The organism is Clostridium sp. CTA-19 (assembly GCF_054767855.1).
On sequence record NZ_BAAABH010000003.1, the window covers coordinates 1 to 22,615 of the forward strand.

The 22,615-nt window shown below is 26.9% G+C and carries 19 protein-coding genes; 18 read left to right on the forward strand and 1 reads right to left on the reverse strand.

Annotated elements, in window-relative coordinates; all coding sequences use genetic code 11:
- Nucleotides 1-281: 281 nt before the first annotated feature.
- From ACYUE0_RS02310 to ACYUE0_RS02325, 4 genes are all read left to right on the forward strand, one after another.
- Nucleotides 282-2,294, forward strand: coding sequence for a hypothetical protein (locus ACYUE0_RS02310; protein WP_460269365.1), 2,013 nt, complete (start codon nucleotides 282-284; stop codon nucleotides 2,292-2,294).
- Nucleotides 2,295-2,568: 274 nt separating this feature from the next.
- On the forward strand, nucleotides 2,569-4,491 hold the full coding sequence (locus ACYUE0_RS02315) for an OPT family oligopeptide transporter (RefSeq protein ID WP_460269366.1): 1,923 nt from the start codon (nucleotides 2,569-2,571) through the stop codon (nucleotides 4,489-4,491).
- Nucleotides 4,492-4,642: 151 nt separating this feature from the next.
- Nucleotides 4,643-4,969 carry a PqqD family protein gene (locus ACYUE0_RS02320; RefSeq protein ID WP_460269367.1) on the forward strand — a complete coding sequence of 109 codons (327 nt, stop codon included), beginning with the start codon at nucleotides 4,643-4,645 and terminating at the stop codon, nucleotides 4,967-4,969.
- A gap of 86 nt (nucleotides 4,970-5,055) precedes the next feature.
- Entirely contained in the window at nucleotides 5,056-5,400 is a 345-nt protein-coding gene (locus ACYUE0_RS02325; RefSeq protein WP_460269368.1) for a hypothetical protein, read from the forward strand.
- Between the two features lie 32 nt (nucleotides 5,401-5,432).
- Here the strand turns inward: ACYUE0_RS02325 and ACYUE0_RS02330 are convergent, their stop codons facing one another.
- Entirely contained in the window at nucleotides 5,433-8,093 is a 2,661-nt protein-coding gene (locus ACYUE0_RS02330) for a cation-translocating P-type ATPase (protein WP_460269369.1), read from the reverse strand.
- A gap of 852 nt (nucleotides 8,094-8,945) precedes the next feature.
- Here ACYUE0_RS02330 and gcvT point away from each other — a divergent pair.
- From gcvT to ACYUE0_RS02400, 14 genes are all read left to right on the forward strand, one after another.
- Nucleotides 8,946-10,058 carry a glycine cleavage system aminomethyltransferase GcvT gene (gene gcvT / locus ACYUE0_RS02335; RefSeq protein WP_460269370.1) on the forward strand — a complete coding sequence of 371 codons (1,113 nt, stop codon included), beginning with the start codon at nucleotides 8,946-8,948 and terminating at the stop codon, nucleotides 10,056-10,058.
- Between the two features lie 50 nt (nucleotides 10,059-10,108).
- Nucleotides 10,109-10,501 (forward strand): glycine cleavage system protein GcvH, encoded by a 393-nt coding sequence (gene gcvH / locus ACYUE0_RS02340; protein WP_061994694.1) that lies wholly within the window; start codon nucleotides 10,109-10,111, stop codon nucleotides 10,499-10,501.
- Nucleotides 10,502-10,503: 2 nt separating this feature from the next.
- On the forward strand, nucleotides 10,504-11,844 hold the full coding sequence (gene gcvPA, locus ACYUE0_RS02345; RefSeq protein ID WP_460269371.1) for an aminomethyl-transferring glycine dehydrogenase subunit GcvPA: 1,341 nt from the start codon (nucleotides 10,504-10,506) through the stop codon (nucleotides 11,842-11,844).
- Entirely contained in the window at nucleotides 11,844-13,298 is a 1,455-nt protein-coding gene (gcvPB, locus tag ACYUE0_RS02350) for an aminomethyl-transferring glycine dehydrogenase subunit GcvPB (protein ID WP_460269372.1), read from the forward strand. The genes gcvPA and gcvPB overlap by 1 nt, the downstream gene beginning before the upstream one ends.
- A gap of 111 nt (nucleotides 13,299-13,409) precedes the next feature.
- Entirely contained in the window at nucleotides 13,410-14,798 is a 1,389-nt protein-coding gene (gene lpdA / locus ACYUE0_RS02355) for a dihydrolipoyl dehydrogenase (RefSeq protein ID WP_460269373.1), read from the forward strand.
- Between the two features lie 36 nt (nucleotides 14,799-14,834).
- Nucleotides 14,835-15,812, forward strand: coding sequence for a lipoate--protein ligase (locus ACYUE0_RS02360; protein WP_061994690.1), 978 nt, complete (start codon nucleotides 14,835-14,837; stop codon nucleotides 15,810-15,812).
- 346 nt (nucleotides 15,813-16,158) lie between these two features.
- Nucleotides 16,159-16,662, forward strand: a complete 504-nt coding sequence (locus tag ACYUE0_RS02365; RefSeq protein ID WP_061994689.1) for a GNAT family N-acetyltransferase — start codon at nucleotides 16,159-16,161, stop codon at nucleotides 16,660-16,662.
- Between the two features lie 377 nt (nucleotides 16,663-17,039).
- Nucleotides 17,040-17,456, forward strand: coding sequence for a DUF3785 family protein (locus ACYUE0_RS02370; RefSeq protein WP_460269374.1), 417 nt, complete (start codon nucleotides 17,040-17,042; stop codon nucleotides 17,454-17,456).
- A gap of 77 nt (nucleotides 17,457-17,533) precedes the next feature.
- Complete coding sequence (locus ACYUE0_RS02375; RefSeq protein ID WP_061994687.1) at nucleotides 17,534-17,860, forward strand: DUF1904 family protein; 327 nt, start codon at nucleotides 17,534-17,536, stop codon at nucleotides 17,858-17,860.
- A 295-nt stretch (nucleotides 17,861-18,155) separates the two neighbouring features.
- Nucleotides 18,156-19,007: a DegV family protein gene (locus ACYUE0_RS02380; protein WP_061994686.1), complete on the forward strand. Its 852-nt coding sequence runs from the start codon at nucleotides 18,156-18,158 to the stop codon at nucleotides 19,005-19,007.
- A gap of 271 nt (nucleotides 19,008-19,278) precedes the next feature.
- Nucleotides 19,279-19,845, forward strand: coding sequence for a VanZ family protein (locus ACYUE0_RS02385; RefSeq protein WP_460269375.1), 567 nt, complete (start codon nucleotides 19,279-19,281; stop codon nucleotides 19,843-19,845).
- Between the two features lie 24 nt (nucleotides 19,846-19,869).
- Nucleotides 19,870-20,571, forward strand: coding sequence for an ABC transporter ATP-binding protein (locus tag ACYUE0_RS02390; RefSeq protein WP_460269376.1), 702 nt, complete (start codon nucleotides 19,870-19,872; stop codon nucleotides 20,569-20,571).
- Nucleotides 20,555-21,388 carry a hypothetical protein gene (locus ACYUE0_RS02395; RefSeq protein ID WP_460269377.1) on the forward strand — a complete coding sequence of 278 codons (834 nt, stop codon included), beginning with the start codon at nucleotides 20,555-20,557 and terminating at the stop codon, nucleotides 21,386-21,388. The genes ACYUE0_RS02390 and ACYUE0_RS02395 overlap by 17 nt, the downstream gene beginning before the upstream one ends.
- A gap of 25 nt (nucleotides 21,389-21,413) precedes the next feature.
- Nucleotides 21,414-22,601: a hypothetical protein gene (locus tag ACYUE0_RS02400; RefSeq protein WP_460269378.1), complete on the forward strand. Its 1,188-nt coding sequence runs from the start codon at nucleotides 21,414-21,416 to the stop codon at nucleotides 22,599-22,601.
- The last annotated feature ends 14 nt before the right edge of the window (nucleotides 22,602-22,615 follow it).

The window sequence follows — 22,615 nt, forward strand, 5'->3', positions numbered from 1 at the left end:
GGTCAAAAAAATCAAACAAAAATCTATAAGAGTTTCTAAATCAATTTTCAATGAATAGCTTATTTAAAATCTTTATTATTACATAATGTATTAAAAGCTTAAAAGAAAAATATTTTATTGGAATAAGGTGGCTTAGCTTTACGCACATGTTTGGAACCCTATATTAAACATAAATTAAAAACTAAATAAAATGTTATTTTACTATATTTGTAGCAAAGAAATAAATGATTATAATAGGAGATAAAATTTTATTGGTTATGAGTTATGAGGGAAGTGAGATAATGGGTAAAAATAAAAACTTTAGTATTATAATAGTTGCTATTATGGCTATCCTTGTATTTTCAGCAAGTTTATTGGTTTACGCTGATGAAAATAAATTACAAAATACTTGTAGTGAAATATCATTTCAACAAATGATGCCTTTAGAAAAGATAGAAGAAGGGGTTTATACTATAAATTCAGTAAATGAACATTTAAAAGAAGTTTTTTTATATGATGATAATAATAAAGAGGGGATTTTAAAGGCTGATAGTTATACAGATTCTAAAAATTATAGATGGATTTTAAAATATATAAAAAACACTGGACCAGAGGGAAATAATGAGTGGGATAAATATAAAACAGAGTATTTATATGAAATATATAATGAAGCAACAGGAAGAAAGTTAACAAGTGAAAATATAGGTGGAAATTTGAATTTAATTTTAAAGGAAAGTTATGAAAAAGAACATACCTTTGGATTTGGAACAGGAAAAAATCCTGAAGTAGGTATTAAAACTAAGGATGGAAATTATTATATTGTAGATGGTATGCAAAGAAACTCTGCACTAAAAATTGAAGAAAATATGGTGAAAAATTTAAAAAATATAAATTTAAACAAAATGCAGTGTCAATTTAAGTTAAATAAATTAAATGATGATATAGATGAAACAAGTTATAAATATAAAATTACTGGTAAAGTATTTGAGCTTCCAATAAAAGATAATATTATATATAGACCAGGACTTTACGACGAAAATAAATTTTTAAGTATATTTAAAAATAATAATATATCAAAAGATGAGTTTATAAGTATAAATAAAGAAAAAATTAAAACAGATTATAGCATAAAATCATTAGATAATAGGGAGTTTAAATATAAAATAGACAAAACTACAGGACAATTTCAAATGTACACCAATGAAGAAGAATTAGAGATTGAGGTAGTTTATGGTGAATTAGAATCGGTTAAAGGATATGTTATATTAGAAAAAGATGCAAAAATAAAAGATGTGTTAGTTTTTATGCAAAATAAGCTTAAGAATGAAAAATTATTAAATATAAAAGGAAATGGATGGGAGAAAAAAAAGGAAAAGACTAATGATAGTAATATACCTAAAGGGGTTTATTTTAGCAATAATTTGATAAACATGATAGATAATAAAAATATAAGTAGTATAGCATGGAAACTTAGATTAGATAAGGATGATTTAGAAGTTAGATTTAATAATATTAAAGCTACTAAATTTGAAAATGACAATATGATGTTTGGTGCAGAAAATATAAAATCAGGATTTGTAAAAGTAGAAGCAATTTATAAAAAGAACAAAATAATTGATTATATATATTTAGATAGTAATGAAAAATTAAATGAAGATATAGAGATTTTATTTGATAATATAAGAGATAATGTTGAAAGTGAAAAAAGTAATTTAAATATAGAGGTTTTTAAGTGTGATAAAAATTGCAAGGAGGGTATATTTAAAAATAAACAATCATGTAAAGAACAAATATTAGATGGGCAAATTTATTTGAGTAAAGATGGAAAAAATATTGATTTAAATTGTGATGAAAATAATTTTCACATGGAAAATTTAGATAAAGGTGAATATAAAATTATAATAAATGCTAAGGGATATAAGCAATTAGTAGGAAAAATCAATTTATTTAATAGTACAGAAAAATATTATATTTATTTAAAAGAAATAGATAAATCTTTACCTAATGCAGAAATAATTTTAAAGTATTATGGATATGGAACGGTAGATGCTATTTTAACTAATTATAATAAACCTGTATATGTTATTGGTGGAGAAGTTGTTTTTAAGGATGGAGAAATAAATAAATTTGATGTAGATTCTAAAAAAACTCATTTAGTTGATAATGATGATAAGACTGCTTGTTATAAAGGCATAAATAAGAATGGATATATACATTTTTTAATAATAGATGAGAATGATAATGAAGCATGGATAAAAAAAGAAATAATAGTTGGAACGGATTCAAATATTACTGATGGAAAACAAGATAGATAGGAAGTAAAAAGATTAGCAACAAAATGCTAATCTTTTTCTCTTTTATATAAAAACAAATAAGAAAAATGTTTACACATTATTTAGTAATATAACAAATTGTAGAAAAGTATACTTTAATTATAAGACTAAATAAAGTTTTGGTGTAAAGAGATATATTTTAAATTACATTAAAAAAAATATTATCATTAAGTAATCATAGTTTGTTTTACATTAAATATTAGATTCTATTTAAAATCTCTTTAAAATCAAAATTTATTAAAAAGGAGGAGTATCAATGAAAAAAGGCTTACCGGAAGGTGCTTATGGTCTTAAAGATGGTCAGGAAAAATATATTCCGTACATCCCAACAGACAAAGTTATGCCAGAGTTTACTGCATTATCAATAGTGATTGGTATAATACTATGCATAATATTTGGTGCAGCAAATGCTTATTTAGGGCTAAAAGTTGGTATGACAGTTTCTGCGTCAATACCAGCAGGTGTTATTTCTATGGCTATAGTTAGGGTGCTATTAAAAAGAAAATCTATATTAGAAAACAATATGGTGCAAACTATAGCATCGGCAGGAGAGTCATTAGTTGCAGGGGCTATCTTTACTATTCCAGCGTTATTTTTATGGGGGGAGGCTCCAACTGCATTAACAATGACAGTTATTACATTAGTAGGTGGAGTACTAGGTGTAGTATTCATGATTCCTATAAGAAAGTATTTAATAGTTAAAGAACATGGAGTACTTCCATATCCAGAAGGAGTTGCTTGTGCAGAAGTTTTAGTTGCAGGCGAAGAAGGTGGAAACAGTGCTAAAATGGTATTTATAGGAGGTGCCGTTGGTGCAATCTATAAATTAATAGGTGATGGGTTTAAAATGTTTCCAACAGAAATAGAAAAAACAATAGAAGGTTATTCTAATGCAACAGTAGGTATGGATACATTACCTGCACTTTTAGGTGTTGGATATATAGTAGGACCTAGAATATCATCTTATATGTTAATTGGCGCTATACTTGGATGGCTTTGTTTTATACCTATGATAACATTCTTTGGAATGGGTTCAAGTGAAGTTATATTTCCAGCGACAGATGTTATTAAAAACTTAGGGCCATGGGAAATTTGGTCTAATTATTTAAAATATATAGGAGCAGGTGCCGTTGCTACAGGTGGTATTGTAAGTTTAGGAAAATCATTACCAGTAATAATTTCATCTTTTAAAGATGCTTTAAAAGGATTGAAACAAAAGGGCAAAGTGGTAGAAGTAGAAAGAACAGACAGAGATTTAGGACCTAAATTTATAATAGGTATGATAATAGCATCTATAATATTAATAGCTATATTACCACAAATACCAGTAGGTTGGTTTGGCGCTTTGTTAATAGTTATCTTTGGATTTTTCTTTGTTACAGTATCTTCAAGGGTTGTTGGTTTAGTTGGAAGTTCATCAAATCCAATCTCTGGAATGACTATAGCAGCAATACTTTTAACAACAATATTATTAAAAGTTACTGGAATGTCTGGTAAAGAGGGAATGATTTCAGCATTGTGTATAGGTGCAGTCGTATGTACAGCGTCTGCAATAGCTGGAGATACTTCTCAAGATTTAAAAACTGGATATTTAGTTGGTGCAACTCCATGGAAACAACAGGTTGGAGAACTTGTAGGTGTATTAGCAGCAGCTATAGCAGTAGGATTTATAATGATTCTTCTAAATAAAGCATATACTTTTGGTAGTAAAGAATTAGCAGCACCACAAGCTGGATTAATGAAACTTATAATTGAAGGTATTATGGATGGAAACTTACCTTGGAATTTAGTATTTATGGGTGCAGTATCTTCTATAATCTTTGAATTGTTAGGAGTATCATCATTACCAGTAGCTATAGGACTTTATCTACCAATACATTTATCAACTCCTATAATGGTTGGTGGTCTTATAAAAGGTATAATAGATAAGTTTGTTAAAAATGAAAATAAAAGAACTGCTGCAAATGAAGCAGGAATATTATACGGATCAGGTCTTATCGCTGGTGAAGGTATAATGGGTGTTATTTTAGCTGGCTTTGCAGTTGGAGGAAAAGACTTTGCACTAGCAAATCCTATAGTAGGACAGTTTGGCTCACTTGTGATATTTATATTGTTAGCATTATCTTTAGTTTATATGTTAAAAGTGGCTATGAAAGATGCAGAAACTGATAAGGCATAAGGATAGTAAATTGATTTAATTAATAGAGATAAAAATTTATTAAAAAATAAATAGTATAGCAGTGGGAATTAAAAAAAGAGTTTAAGTTCTCACTGTATACTGTTTAAAAAATCTAATTTTAAACTGGAAATTGGAGGATGTATTTGATAACATGAAGAGTAAAAATATTATGGAGAGAATTCCGAAAAGAAATGAAAAATTAAGTTGGAAATGTGTTGATGAAAATGTAACAATAATAGTCTTTAGAAATTCTCCTTTTGAAAGAGTATTGCATAAAATTTTTAGAAAACCTAAAGTTGTAAGGATTGAATTGGAAAGTATAGGATCTAAGGTTTGGAACTTATGTGATGGAAATAGGAACATATATGAAATATCCGAAAAAATAAAAGAGGAATACGGGGAAAAAATAGAACCTGCAATTCCAAGATTGTTAAAGTACTTAACTATACTTAATAACAATGGATATATAGAAATATAGGTAAACAAGCTAGAAGTTTAAATCCTCTAAGGATTTAAAAATATTTAAGCTGTTATATGTATACTTAATTGTAAAAGGAGAACATCATGAAATATATTGTATATGTTATAGCAATAGCACTTTTAACAATGCTATTAATTTATATAGGTATTATAAAAGAAAGAAACTTAAACACAGTTTTATTGGACAAGTTATATACTAAATGTTGTAATAAAGTATTAAAATATTTAAAAAAAGATACAATGATTAGTGCAAAGGAAATAAGGGAATTAATATCTAACGAGCAAACTGGTGTATTATGGAGCAAAAAAAAGATAGGAGTAACTAATAAGATACAATTTACTAATCACGTAATTGAGGGATTAATAAAGCTCGATAAAATACAGCTTGTAGATGATAAAAAAAGAGTTTATAGTTTAAAATATAATTAAATAGAAAAAGTGGTGCAATATGCACCACTTTTTTAAGCTGCTATAGATTTATCTTTATTTGAGTTAGATAAGTCTTTTTTATCAGTATTTGAATTGTCATTAATTAAAAGCTTGTAAGCTTGTATTAATACAGTAGGGATTATTGCTAAGATATATATTAAACCTATTTGTCCTAAATTAAGAGGTGATACTTCAAATAAGTTTTGTAATACAGGTACTACAAGTACTGCTGTAAGTAATATAAATCCAGCTAAAAATGCCCATATGCTATATTTATTTGATTTAAATCCAAGTTTAAATATTGACTGTTTTCCTCTACAGTTAAATCCATGGAATAATCTAGCTAAACATAATGTAGAAAATGACATTGTGCTTGCAAGAGCAGCATCACCAAAATTTAGTCCTATATGAAATGCAATCATAGTAAATATAGCAATCAATAAACCTTCAACAGAAATAGATTTAACAAAGTCTTTTGTTAATATAGAGTCTTTAGAGTTTCTAGGTTTTTCAGTTAATAAATCATCATTTCCCATCTCTAGTCCAATTGCTATTGCAGGTAAACTATCAGTAAGTAAGTTTATAAATAGTAAATGAACTGGAGCAAATGGCATTGGTAAAGCTAGTAATGAAGCGTATAATATTGCTAATATACCAGCAGTGTTACCTGATAATAAAAATCTAATAGAGTTCTTTATATTTTTATAAACATTTCTTCCATTAGCTACTGACTTAACAATTGTAGCAAAGTTATCATCTGTTAAAATCATAGAAGCAGCATCTTTTGAAACTTCTGTACCTGTTATTCCCATGGCAATACCAATATTAGCTTGTTTTAAAGCTGGAGCATCATTAACACCATCACCAGTCATGGCAACAATCATATCTTTTTCCTGCCAAGCTCTAACTATTCTAATTTTATGCTCAGGAGAAACTCTCGCATAAACAGATATCTTATCGACTTTTTCTTTAAGTTCTTCATCAGACATTTTTTCAAGTTCTAAACCTTCAAGAGCTAAATCACCATCTTTAAATATTCCTATTTCTTTAGCAATAGCACAAGCAGTTATCTTATGGTCACCAGTTATCATAACTGGTCTAATTCCAGCAGTTATACAATCATGAACAGCCTTTTTAGATTCTTCTCTTGGAGGGTCAATCATAGATATTAATCCTATGAAAGTATAATTGTTCTCATCATCTAAAGTTAAATTTTGATTTTCTTCAATTTCTTTATAAGCGAAAGCTAAAACCCTTAAGCCATTTTCAGAGAACTCTCTATTAGTTTTTTCTATTGTGATTATATCCTCTTTTGTAATTTCTCTTACACCATTAGAAGTTTTAATATATTTAACTCTGTTAAGAAGTACGTCCAGTGCACCTTTAGTAAGCATTAGATTTTTTTCATTTATTTTATGAGAAGTACTCATTAACTTTCTATCAGAATCAAATGGAATTTCAGAAATTCTCTCATATTTATTTCTTAATTCTAATTCATTTATAGAATAAATTTTTCCTAAATTAACTAATGCAACTTCAGTTGGATCACCAATCTCTTTGCCACCTTCAGCAGATGAATCATTACATAAAATTGATGTTTGAAGAAGTAATTTTTCAGTTTCATCATTTAAATTATATTCCTTATCTTCGATAATTTTACCGTTAACAAAGGATTTTTTTACAGTCATTTTATTTTGAGTAAGAGTTCCTGTTTTATCAGAACATATAACAGAAACACAACCAAGACCTTCTACTGCTTTAAGATATTTAACAATGGCATTTTCACTAGCCATTTTTTGAGTTCCAAGAGCAAGAACTATAGTAACTATAGAACTTAAGGCTTCAGGAATAGCAGCTACAGCAAGTGCAACAGCAAACATTAATGAATCAAGTATAGGTGTACCTCTAAATACATCTATTCCAAATATGATAGCTGAGATGATTAAAATTATGATAGCAAGTTTTTTGCTGAAATCATCTAGACTAGCTTGTAGTGGAGTTTTCTTTTCTTGCGTATTTTCAAGAAGAGAAGCAATTTTACCAATTTCAGTATCCATTCCTGTTTTAGTAATTAATACATTAGCTCTACCATAAGTAACAAGACTACCTGAGAACACCATGTTTTTTTGATCCCCAAGTGCAATTTCTTCTTCAGTTATTATTTCAGAAAATTTATTAACACTTTCGGATTCACCAGTTAATGAACTTTCATTAACTTGTAGTGAGTAGTTTTCAAGAATTCTACCATCGGCAGCAACTAAGTCACCTGCTTCTAGAATTAGTATATCACCAGGAACAACTTGATTAGATGGTATTTCAATTTTGTTGCCATTTCTTATAACTTTAGAATTTGGAGCTGACAGTGCCTTTAAACTATTTAAAGATTGTTCAGCTTTTACATGTTGAACAGTTCCAAGTATAGCATTAAGGATAATAACTACAAAAATGACTAAAGTACTTTCTATATTTCCTATAGCCATTGAAACTGCTCCAGCTATAATAAGTATAAGAACTAGCAAATCTTTAAACTGTTCTAAAAAAACAATAAAAGTGCTTTTCTTTTCCTTTTCTTTAAGTTCATTTAAACCATATTTCTCTGTATATGATTTAACTTGATTATCAGTTAATCCATTAACAGAAGAATTGAATTCAGTTAGAACCTCCTCTTTAGATCTTGAAAAATAATTATTCATTTATAAATGCTCCTTTCAAAATTAGATATTATTTAACAAAAAAGACCTTTGATATAGTTCTCAAAATTATTGAGAACTATATCAAAGGTCTTGTAACCAAATTAATACTTGGTATATATCTCCAGGCAATAAATTACCGACATGTTGAAGATATATTTGCAACTACTCCCCTTTAATATAAGGAAATATTAAATTTTATATTTGTTTAAAAAAAATTCTGTATTAAATATATAACAAATAGGACAAGTTGTCAACAATTATATTTTTTTATTATAAAAAAATATAAAAAGACCTTTAATATAACTTTTAGAAATTTATTTTAAAAGTTATATTAAAGGTCTTGTAACCAATAAAATTGGTACATAGCGCCAGACAATAAGAAGGTTTTTACCTTTTTTTCTACATTGTCGAAGTGTTGACGATATGATTTAAAACTACTCCCCTTTAATTAAATAATTATATCTATTACATACTATGCAACTATATATATGTTGATTATAAATAATATGTTAACAAATTATTTAATTCATAGATATATATGGTAAAATAAATCGAAAAAAAATATAATAAAATATATAATGAATTTAAAAATTAATATTTAAATGAAAAATTAGACATAAATTTTCTAACAGATAATATAAATGTTTTGTATAAGATGAATTTATGTTTTTTTTATATAAAAATTAGTAGAGTAAAAATTAGAAATGGTTTACAAAAACACTATTGGGAATTATAATTAAAGATAACTAAATAATTTGAATATTTAATAAATTATTAAATTTCAGTAATTTTTAGTATTCAACTTGGTATTGCTAGTTAAATATAAAATTTATTTGCTGGGGGGTATTTAAAATGGAAGAACTAAAAAGGACTCCTTTAAGAGAGGTGTATGAACAATATGGTGGAAAAGTTGTTGAATTTGCAGGATATGAATTACCAACGCAATTTAAAGGCTTTTTACATGAGCACCATACTGTAAGAGAAAGAGCTGGACTATTTGATGTTTCCCATATGGGTGAAGTTACAGTAAAAGGAAAAGATGCTAAAAAATTTGTTCAGTATTTAGTAACTAATGATATTAACACTCTTAATAATAATTGTGTTTTATACACATTTATGTGTAAAGAAGATGGTGGAGTAGTAGACGATTTATTGGTTTATAAGTTTGATGAAGATGATTTCTTTTTAGTTATTAATGCAAGTAACAAAGATAAAGATGTCAAATGGATAATGGATCATAAAGGTGATTTTGATATTGAAATTATAGATGTATCACAAAATATTGCACAACTTGCATTTCAAGGACCAATGGCAGAAGAAATTCTTCAAAAAATAGTAGATATAAATTTACAAGAAATAAATTTCTTTCAGCTTAGAAGAAATGTATTAGTTAATGGGAAAAAATGTTTAGTGTCTAGAACAGGATATACAGGAGAAGATGGTTTTGAAATTTACTGTGATCCACAAGATGCTAAAGAATTATGGAATGCTATATTAAAAGCAGGTGAAAAAGAGGGAGCAGAACCAATAGGATTAGGTGCTAGAGATACATTAAGATTTGAAGCATGTCTTCCGTTATATGGTAACGAAATGGATGAGAGTATAACTCCGCTAGAAATGGGATTTGGTTTCTTTGTAAAATTAAAAGTAGAAGAAGATTTTATAGGAAAAGATGCTTTGAAAAAACAAAAAGCAGAAGGAATAACAAGAAAGTTAGTTGGATTTGAACTTTTAGATAAGGGTGTTCCAAGACATGGATATGAAGTTGTTAAAGATGGAAAAATAATTGGACATGTAACAACTGGTTATAAATCACCAACATTAAATAAACCAATTGGATTAGCTTTAGTAGAGGAACAATACGCTAAAATAGGAACTGAATTTAATATAAAAGTTAGAAATAAAGAGTTAAAAGCTATAGCTATAGATAAGAGATTCTATACTAAAAAAACAAAAAGCAAATAAAATAATATAGATTTATAATTATAATTATTAAAAAATGGGGGGCTATTTAAATGAAAGTTTTAAATAATTTACTTTATACTAATGATCATGAATGGGTAAAAGTTGAAGGCGATAAAGCATATATAGGAATAAGTGATTGTGCACAACATATGTTAGGAGATATAGTTTTTATTGAATTACCATCTGTAGATGATGAATTAGAAAAGGGCGAAACATTTGCAACTATAGAATCTGTTAAGGCAGCATCAGATAGTTATATGCCATTAGGCGGAAAAGTTTTAGAAGTTAATGAAGAGTTAGAAGATAATCCAGCAGCTTTAAATGAAGATCCATATGAAAATTGGGTTGCATTAATAGAAATATCAGATAAAGGTGAATTAGAAGGATTAATTAAACCAGAGGATTATGAGAAAATTTGTGAAGAGTTAAGTAAGGAGGCATAATTATGTTTCCTTATATTCCAAATACAGAAAAAGAAACAAAAGAAATTTTAGATTTTCTTTCAATAAAATCTGTAGATGATTTATTTAAGGATGTACCAGGAGATGTAAAATTAAATAGAGAATTAAATTTAGAAAGTTGTTTATCTGAATTAGAAGTAGAAAAAAGGTTGAAAAGTTTAGCTGCAAAAAATAAATCTATGGATGAATTGACATGCTTTTTAGGTGCTGGCAATTATGATCATTATATACCAGCATTAGTTAAGCATATAACTGGAAGATCAGAGTTTTATACAGCATATACTCCATATCAACCAGAAGTAAGCCAAGGAACACTACAAGCTATTTTTGAATATCAAAGTATGATTTGTAGTTTAACAGGCATGGAAGTTTCAAACTCTTCTATGTATGATGGTGCAACGGCTACAGCCGAGGCAGCTATACTTGCAATAGCTAGTACAAAAAGAAACACTATAGTAGTTTCAAGGTCAGTAAGTCCAGACACTAGAAAAGTTCTTCAAACTTATTTAAAATTTAGAAATTATGAAATGGTAGAAGTTGACTTAGAAGATGGAACTACAGATGTAGAAAAAGTTATCAGTAGTTTAGATAAAACTGTAGCAGCAGTAGTTATTCAAAGTCCAAACTTCTTTGGATTAATAGAAGATGTTGAAAATATGGTAGAAGCTATTCATAAAAATAAATCTCTTTTAATAATGAATGTAGATCCTATATCATTAGGAGTATTAAAAAGTCCTGGTGAATTAGGTGCAGATATAGTTGTAGGAGATGGACAATGTTTAGGTGCTAATATAAGTTATGGTGGTCCTGGTCTTGGATTTATGAATACTACTAAAAAGCTTATGAGGAAAATGCCAGGCAGAATAGTTGGTCAGACAGAAGATGTTGATGGAAAAAGAGGTTTTGTTTTAACACTTCAAGCTAGAGAACAACACATAAGAAGAGAAAAAGCAACTTCTAATATTTGTTCAGATCAAACTGCAGTAGCGATAGGTGCAGCAGTTTATATGGCAACTCTAGGAAAAGAAGGCATAAAAGAAGTAGCAAAGCAATGCTTAGTTAAATCACATTATGCATATAATGAGTTAATTAAGTCAGGAAAATATAAGCCTGCATTTAATAAGCCATTCTTTAAGGAGTTTGTAGTAAAAACAGAAACTTCACCTTGTGAAATTAATAATAAATTATTAGAAAATAATATTTTAGGTGGATATAATTTAGGTAAGGTTTATCCAGAATATAAAAATTCTATGATGCTTTGTGTTACAGAAAAAAGAACAAGGGAAGATATAGATAATTTAGTGAAAGTGATGGAGGAGATATAATGAAAGATTATAATAAAATTATATTTGAGCTGTCATCAGAAGGTAGAAAAGGCTATAGACTTCCTAATTTAGATGTGCCAGAAGTAGAGCTATCAGAATTACTACCTAAAAACTTATTAAGAGAAGATGAATTAGCACTTCCAGAAGTAAGTGAAGTTGATGTTGTGAGACATTATACAGCTCTTTCAAATAAAAACTATAGTGTTGATAAAGGATTTTATCCATTAGGCTCATGCACTATGAAATATAATCCTAAAATAAATGAAGATATGGCTATGCTTAGCGGATTTTCAAAGGTACACCCACTTCAAGATGAAAATATATCACAAGGTTCATTAGAACTAATGCATGATTTAAAGGTTAGATTATGTGAAATTACTGGAATGGATGATTTTACTCTTCAGCCAGCAGCAGGCGCACATGGTGAATATACTGGACTTTTAATTATAAAATCTTACCATGAGAAAAGAGGAGATAAAAAAAGAACAAAAATTATAGTTCCAGATTCAGCACATGGTACAAATCCAGCCAGTGCATCAGTTGCAGGATTTGATATTGTAGAGATAAAATCTAATCCAGATGGCAGAGTTTCTATTGATGAACTTAAAAGGGTTTTAAATGATGAAATTGCAGGACTAATGCTTACTAATCCAAGTACATTAGGATTGTTTGAAAAAGATATAAAAACTATTAGTGAATTAGTCCATGATGCAGGTGGATTACTATATTATGATGGAGCAAATTTAAATGCTATTATGGGAGTTGCAAGACCTGGTGATATGGGATTTGATGTTTGCCATTTAAATCTTCATAAAACATTTTCAACTCCACACGGTGGTGGAGGACCAGGTTCAGGTCCTGTTGGAGTTAAAAAGCATTTAGCTAAATTCCTTCCTATGCCAACGGTAGAAAAAGAAGATAATAAGTTTATTTTAGACTATAATAGACCGGATTCACTAGGAAAAATTAGAGGATTTTATGGAAACTTTGGGGTTATGGTTAAAGCATACACTTACATTTTAACCATGGGAAAAGAAGGATTAAGATCTGCTTCAGAAAATGCAGTTTTAAATGCTAATTATATAAAAGAAGCTTTAAAAGAGTATTATAATCTGGGAAAAGATGATATATGTAAACATGAAGTTATATTAAGTACTCTTAAGGATAATCCACATCATATAGCTACAGTTGATATAGCTAAAAGGCTGATAGATTATGGAGTACATCCACCTACAGTTTACTTCCCATTAATAGTTGAAGAAGCACTTATGATTGAACCTACTGAAAGTGAAAGTAAAGAAACTATTGATGAGTTTATAGATATCATGAAAAAAATAGCTATAGAAGCTAAAGAGAATCCAGAGCTTTTACATGAAGCACCAGTAAAAGCACCAGTAAGAAGATTAGACCAAGTAAAAGCAGCAAGAACTCCTATATTAAAATGGGAAAAGTAGTTTAAAAATGTAGGAATTATTTAAAGAGTTAGGATTTAAGATTAATTTCTTGCATCTTAACTCTTAAATTTTATATAAATTAAATATTTATTAAAAGGGGGTAGTGATTTTATGAAGGATATTATAGTTATAGGTGGAGGTCCTGGTGGATATGTGGCTGCTATTAGAGCTGCTCATTTAGGTGCAGATGTTGCAGTAATTGAGATGGATAGCTTTGGGGGAACATGTCTTAATAGAGGATGTATTCCAACTAAAACATTATATAGAACAGCAGAAATAATGAATATATTAAAACATATAGATGATTTTGGAATAGAAACTGAAAATTACAACGTAAATGTGGAAAAGGTTCAAGAAAGAAAAAATAATGTGATAAAAACTTTGGTTGGTGGGGTAGAACAATTATTAAAAGGAAATGGTGTTGAGATATTAAGAGGAAAAGCTTTCTTAAAAGATAAGAATACTGTGTTAGTAGAAACACAAGATGGACAAGTTACATTGAAAAGTAAAAATATAATAATAGCTACTGGTTCAGAAGCTGAAATGCCAAACATAAAAGGTATAGAAAATAAAAATATTATAATAAGTGATGATATTTTAGAGTTTAATCGTATTCCAAAGCACCTAGTTGTATCAGGTGGTGGTGTTGTTGGAATGGAATTTGCTAGCATTTTTAAAGCTATGGGAAGTGAAGTAACTGTAATAGTGGCTAGAGATTCAATACTATATGATATAGATAGAGAGATAAGTAAGAGATATACAGCTATGGCTAAAAAATCAGGAATAAATATCTTAACATCAACTAAAATACTAGAATTTAATGGTGATGAAAACAATGTAACTATTAAGTGCGAAGGAAAAAAAGGGGAGTTTGAATTAAATTCAGACATGGTTTTAATGGCAAAAGGCAGAAGAGGAAACTTTACAGGAGTGAACTTAGATGAATTAGGCATTGATCATGATAAAAAGAAAATAATAGTAGATGAAAATTATAAAACTAATATAGATGGAATATATGCAATTGGGGATATTAATGGGATTTGTCTTCTTGCTCATGCAGCATCACATCAAGGTATAGAGGCAGTTGAACATATAATGGAAGACAAAGCGTGTCATAAGTCAGTAATTCCTAATTGCATATTTACATTCCCAGAGATAGCAACTGTCGGTATGACAGAGGAGGAAATTAAATCTAAAGAAATAGATTACATTAAAAACAAGTTCTTATTTGGTGCAAATGGCAAGGCATTAGCATTAGGTGAAGGTGAAGGCTTTGTAAAAGTTATATGTGAAAAACAAAGTAAGAAACTTTTAGGCATTCATATAATGGGACCACATGCGTCAGATTTAATACATGAAGGTGTATTAGCTATTGAAAAATCTATGACAGTAGATGATTTTAAAGAAGTAGTACATGCTCATCCAACACTAGGAGAAGCCTTTGATGAAGCTATAATGGGACTGAATAAAGAAGCAATACACAGCATAAATAAAAAATAATTTGAACATTTCTTATAAAAATTTGGAGGAAATAGTATGAGATACATTGACAATTTAAATATTAATCCATATTTTAATTTAGCAGCAGAAGAATATTTTTTAAGATATAAAAATGATGAGTATTTTATTTTATGGCGTGATGAACCTTGTGTGGTAGTTGGAAAAAATCAAAATACATTATCTGAAATAGATATGGATTATATAGAAAATAACAAAGTTAAAGTTGTAAGAAGACAGACTGGTGGAGGAGCTGTATTTCATGATCTGGGAAATTTAAATTATACTTTTATAGTTAATGATGATGGAAAAAGCTTTAATGATTTTGAAAGGTTTTGTAAGCCTATAATAGGCGTACTAGAAACATTAGGTATTAAAGCGGAGTTTTCAGGTCGAAATGATTTATTAATAGATGAAAAAAAATTTTCAGGAACGGCACAATGTAAATATAAAAATAGAGTTATGCATCATGGTACATTATTATTTTCTTCAGATATAACTAATTTAAGTGGTGCGTTAAAACCTAAAAAAATAAAATTTCAGGATAAAGCAGTTAAATCTGTAGTAAGTAGAATAACTAATATTTCAGAACATTTAAATTATGATTTAGATGTGTTAGCTTTTAAAAATAGAATTTTTGAATATATATTAAAAAATGAAGAAAATTCAAGAATTACTCCATTAACGCCAGAGGAAATAGATGATATTGAAAAAATTAGAAAAGAAAAGTATGAAACTTGGCAGTGGAATTTTGGAGATTCTCCTAAATATGACTTTTATAATGAGGGCAAATTTCAGGGGGGAACTGTAGAGTTAAACTTAAAGGTAGAAAAAGGAATAATAAAAGATATAAAAATATTTGGTGATTTTTTTGGTGTGAAAGATATAAGTGATTTAGAAGTAATATTGAAAGACTGTGAGCATAAAAAAGACAACGTAAAGAAAATTCTAAAAACTATAAACATTAGTGAATATTTTTCGAAAATAACTATGGAAGAATTTTTACATTTATTCTAGTAGATATAGGGAAACAATCTTCGATTTAAATTTATTCATCAAATTTTTGTTATCAGTTAAGAAAAAAATAAGCTGTTAACTATCAATGAAATATTAATTTAAAATTTTATTATTTGATAAATGAATAAGTTATGATTTAAAATGTGGATAGAAACATGTTGTGAAAATTATCCAATACTATGATTTTAAATTTATATAAGAATTTCTCAATTAATGAGGGTATAAGTTAAAATTCTAGATTGGAATCTTAGATTAAAGTTTAGTGTAAGCATAAGACGCCCTAATAAATATAGGGTGTTTTTGCTGTGGTATATTAAGGATATAAAATAAAGAAAGGAAAACACAGATGATAAGATTAGCAACCAAAAAAGATATAAAAAGTATAATTTCTATAGTAGATGAAACAATAAAATATATAAACTCAGAAGAAAAGGGAAATTGGGAATATATATACCCTAATGAACATGAAGCTGAAAAAATTATAAAAAGTAAAAGATTATTTGTCTATGAAATAGAAGGAAGTAAAATAGCAGGTTTTATATGTATGAATAACAGAGTATCAGATGAATATAAAGAAATAGGATGGTCTATTAAGGAAGATGAGTTTATGGTTATAAATACACTTGCTATAGATATAAAAATTTTAAGATGTGGTGTGGCAACAGATCTTATAAAATTTGCAGAAGAATTTGCACAAGAAAACTTAGCTAAGGCCATAAGAACAGAGGTATATTCATTAAATAAAAGAGCTCAAAAATTATTAATAAAAAATGGTTATGAGTTTAAAGGGGAAATTTATTTTAAAGAAATAAAAGATAAGAAATTTTATTGTTATGAAAAGCTTATATAAATAAAGTAAACTAAAATATTAATTCATATAGAGATTAATATTTAATTTTAGAACCCTATATAGGGAAGATAAAGCTTAAAGTTATTCATTTCATAATTGAAAATTATAAATTTTCAATATATCAGTTAAAATTCTCAGATGGGTTCTAATATCCTCAATTTTAGATTATAGGTATATAAATTCTAAGCTTAACTTATTATCATGATTTTCTTATCAACATAAATCAGTAATACAGTGCAAAGGTGAAAAGTGTATAGTAACACATATGAATAATATATCTTAAAATTTTGTATTACACTAAATTTTAGTATTCAAAGTAATGTTATTTATGTATAATTATTTGTAGATTTAAATAAAATTTTAAAGGCGGTGAAATCTTGGAGTATAAATTCAAATATGACAATGAAGAATATGTTTTAAGTGAAAATAATTGTGAAGATTTTCTAAATGATGAAGAAAATGAAGTTTTAGATTTTTCTATAGAGAAAACAATTGAACTTTTAAACAATAAAGATGATGCTTATTGGGATGTTGAATATTATAGAAGGGCTTGTCAGTTTTGTTTTAAAGGTAAAGAAGAAAATGAAAAGGTATTTAAATTTTTAGAGTACCATTTCTATGTATTTACTAAAGATAGTAAATATGTTATGAGTAATATTTCAAAAGAATATGAGAATACATCATATAATAAGCTTGAAAAAGCAAAAAAAGTTGACAATAGCTATATTGTTAATGTTATATTATGTCCATACTGTAAAAAATATTCAATAGAAATAGAACAATGTGATATGTAATTATCTTTTTACATAAATCTAAAAGTGGTAAATTAAAGATATGTTTTTAATACATAAAACAAAGGATGGTGGTTTAAATGCCAATGCTAAAAATTAGAGGAATAGAAGAAGAAAAGATTCTAGAAGTTAGCACTGAACTTATTAATGAGTTAGAAAAAATAATAAAATGCCCAAGAGATTATTTTTCTATTGAGTTGGTAAAGTCTACATATATAATGGACGGTGAAAAAGTTAAAGCACCTAATATCATAGAAGTATCTTGGTTTGATAGAGGTCAAGATATACAGGATAAAGTTGCAAAGTCTATAACAAAACATTTTAAAACAGAAGCAATGCCTTGCTTAGATATAATTTTTCATAATTTAAATGAAGAAAGATATTATGAAAATGGAGAACATTTTTAAAAGTAAAAATAAAATGTTTTAGTATGAAGATGGTAGGAAATCTAAAGTGATTATCCTGCTATTTTTTTAAAAAGAGTTTATTTTTCCTATTATATGATATAATACTAAATAACTATTTTAAGAAATATTTTATTTTAAGGCATTTATACAAGAGATAAAGAAATAAACTCCAAGTTAAATTTTTGTTATTTGTTGAGAAAAACAAGTACAACTATAGTTAAATAAAAGTAAATTAAGAAATAATTTTAAATTTGTGCAATAAATTTTAAAAATAATATATGTGGAGGTAATTTAGGTGAGCGTAAAAATAATCACTGATAGTACTAGTTATATACCAAAGGAATATATAGAAAAATACGATATATCAATAGTATCTTTAAATGTAGTTTTAAATGGCAAAAGCTATAGGGAAGTAGATTTGGAAAATAACTTTTTTTATAAAGAGATGGATAAATGTTCAAGTATTCCAACTTCATCTCAACCTAGTGTAGAAGAGTTTTATAATATATTTGAAAATATCGTTAAAAATGATGATGATATAGTAGGCCTTTTCATTTCTTCTGAAATGAGTGGTACTTATTCAACTGCCAATTTAGTTAAAAATATGATCTTAGAAAATTATCCTGACAGAAAGGTAGAAATTATAGATTCAAGATCTAATTGCATGCAAATGGGGTTCGCAGCAATAGAGGGAGCTAGGACCGCAAAAGAAGGAAAAGATATTTCTTCTGTTGTAGAAAATATAAATAGTGTAATTAATACTAGTAGATTTTTATTTGTTCCGGATACATTAGATTACTTAAAAAAAGGTGGAAGAATTGGTGGTGCTGCTGCGCTATTTGGTGCAATACTTCAAATAAGACCCATATTAACAGTGGAAAATGGAGTAACAACAGTTTTAAATAAAGTTAGAACTAAGAAAAAAGCAGTAGATAAAATTGTAGAAACAGTAATAAATGATGTAACTAATAAAGGCATTGGGAAAATGATAGTCCATCATATAAACTGTGAAGAAGAGGGAAAAGAGCTTGCAAATAGATTAAAAGAAAAGTTAAATATAGAGATAGCTATACAATCTATAGGACCAATAATAGGATTACATGTAGGACCTAAAAGTATAGGGGTAGCATACTACACTGAAAAATAAATTTTTAAAATTAAACGCTACTTATTTAGATGGCTAACATAGTTAAAAAAATAGTAGTATTCATAAAATATATTATGAATACTACTATTTTAAAAATATATACTATAATTATTTGCAAAAATGTATTGCATCTTTGATGTATTAACTATATAATACACTTAAAGATTAAAATATAAATGATAAGTTTGCATAGTAATGCGAATATATTTATTATATTTTTTTCGTTATAGTGTATTAATGTAATAATACACTATTAAAGGAGGGGGAAGCAATGGAGTTAAGTGAAGTTTTAGTTTTTATTTTAGGATTACCTATACTTATGATACTTGTTTTTATAAGGGATATTAAAAGAAAAAATAAAAACGAATTTATAGATTATAATAGGGAATTTTTATGGATATTACTTGTTATTTATGTGCTTTTAATTATAGCTATTTCATTTTTTCCATTACAAATAAAAGTAAGAAAAGATATTCTTTGTAGTCCAGTAGATTTGGTAATATTCTTTCAACATTTAAAGAATAATACTATGGACTTCAATTTGTTAAAAGAATTTATTTATAATAAAGAAGCTTTAATAAATTTTGTAATATTTATGCCATTAGGAGTATTTTTACCGTTATTATATGAAAAATTTAAGAGTAAAAAGAAAATGGTTTCCATAGTGATTTTAATTTCTATAATTATTGAATTCATTCAATATTGTTTATATTACTTAGGGAATAATCAAAGTTTTGATTTTATCAATATAATTTTGAATATTTTAGGTGCAACATTAGCTTATAATGTTTACAATTTAATTTTGATTAAAATGGAGAAGTTGAATTTGAATAGATAATTATTTTATAAAGAGGTGAGTTAAATGATTCAAGTTAATAATGCTTTTAAAAAATTCGGAAAGATTAAGGCAATAGATGGAGTTACTTTTTCTATAAAAGAAGGTAAAATTACTGCTTTATTAGGCATTAATGGAGTTGGTAAATCCACAATATTAAAAGCTATTATGGGGCTTATAAGTTTAGATGATGGTGAAATTTTAATTGATAATGAAAAGAGAACTTATAAAACTTATAATAAAATAGCTATGGTTCCAGATGTGCATATACAATATCCCAATATGACAATAAAAGACGCTTTTGACTATATGGGTGTGTTTTATAACAATTGGGATATGGAGATGGCTTATAACATGCTAAAAATGTTTAAGCTAACTGATGATAGAGAAATGTGCAAATTATCTAAAGGAAATTTGGCAAGAGTTAAAATAATTTTAGGGTTTTCACAAAAGGCAAAGTATCTTTTATTAGATGAACCTTTCTCAGGAATTGATATATTTACACGAGAAGATTTCATAAGTTCAATGATAAATTACATGGATGAAGATATGGCTATAGTAATAACTACTCATGAAATCAAAGAAGTGGAAAATATTGTAGATGAAGTTATATTGATGGATAATGGAAAAGTCGTATTAGAATTTAATGCAGAGGATGTAAGATTTGAAGAAGGAATGTCAATTGTAGACAAGATGAGGGAGGTTTACAGGGGTGAGAAAAGACAATAAATTTATATACCTATTTAATAATGAAATAGATAGAGGAAAAAAGATTTTACTTATAAGTTTTCTATTATTAATGGTATTGACAGTAGTTTTATATGGAAGTCAAGTTATAGGACTAAAATCACAGGTGATAGATGCAATAAAAGATGGGAATTTAGATTTTTACTTAAATTCAAAATATGGTCCAGGAGTAAAACTTAGTCCTTTAGGCTTTAATTATAATAGTTTTGTAAATGGAATCTTAGGTTTTTTTATAGGGTTTGTAATATTACTTGTATATTCGGCATTTTCATGGTACAGAGAATGGTTTGGAATGAATAAAACAATATATTCTCTTATGATGTTACCAATATCTAGAGGAAAAATAATAATAGCAAAATTGTTATCAATAGTTGGATACCTTTTTGTTTTAATTGCAACTCAAAGTATAGCTGTAACTTTAAATTATTATATATTCTATATGCTAATACCTAAAGAAGCAGTTGAAAAAATAAGTTTAATTTTTTATCTAAAGCAAATTGATTTTTTTGTTGGTGCATTTGGGTTTATAAGTATTATGTTATTTTTTATGTTTTTTATTTCTGTTGTATTAATTATTTTTACAGCAGTATTTATAGAAAGATATATAAAAATAAAAGGTTTAATTTTAAGTATAATTTATGGATGTATATTTATAGCAATATATACCATTGTGCCATTTAAATTTTTAAATTTATTTCAAACTGAAATTATAGCATATTTTATTATAGTTTTCACTGGAGCAACTATACTTAATTTTTATGTAGCAAAATATTTATTAGAAAATAAGGTTTCAGTATAAAAACATATAAATAAGGAGGATAAAAATGAAAAAAAAGTTTAATATAACAGTGCTTACTATATCTTTCATCATAACTTTAATTTATATGTTTGCTATTAATATAAATAATTTTGAAAACAAAGTGATAAATATAGAAAAAATAAACGGAAAATTTTCAGAGTTAGGTAATGTAAAAGTAAAGACACTAACTCAAGCAGATAGGTTTCATGCAAACAAATTTATATTAGATAATAGTGGGAAAGTTAGTAAAGAAAAAGTAAAGTATGATTATTATAGAGATGTTGGAGAAGAGGTTTTACAAGATAAAAGTTTATTTAGAGATAGTATAGAATTGAGAAATTCGATTGTTAGCGAAAATGAAAAATTTAAAGTAGTTATTGGTAATAAAGAGGAACAAAGATTTAATATGTCTTCTTATAAAAATACATTAAATATATCTTGTAAAGATAAGGACACAAATTCTATAAAAAAATTCAACGCAGAATTAAATTGTACTGGAAATATTGATTTAATATATTCAACCATTTATAAGGAGAAAGTATACTTAATATTTGAACATACTGATTTACAAGAAAAGGATCATGAAACATCTATAAGTTTAGCAGTAATAGATGTAAATGATAAGTCAGTAGTTGAATCTAAAAATATTGAAATAAAAGATAAGAGAATTTTGGAGAGTGTTGGGATTTTTCAAAGGGATGAAAAAATATATATTCCATTGGTAGATAGAAATCTTGAATATAATAAAACTGTTGATTTAACTATGGGTGCTATTGATATAAATACTTTAGAATTTAATTCTATAGATTATGGAATTTTTGAAAACAAAGATTACAACTTGAGAATAAATGGAAATGTTTGTTTAGAAGATGATAAATTATTTATGATTATAGACATAAATAATGATATAGAAAATATTAATGAATCTAAGTTTATTATCTTTGATTTAAATGAAAATAAATTTAAAGAGAACAAAGAAGTTAAAATAAATAATGGCGATAATTTAATATCTATATCTGATTTTATGGTAGATGGTAATAATATGATAATTTTATATAATAATATAGATTTAGAAAGTGGAAATCCCTCTAAAGAAAAATACGTAAAAGTTATAGATATGTCAACTAATAAAGACGTTTTTTTAGGAAAAATGAATAGTAATATATTAGAGTCACAATGGAGAGAAGATTATCATTTAATTAAAAATAAGTAGTAACAAAGGAGAAA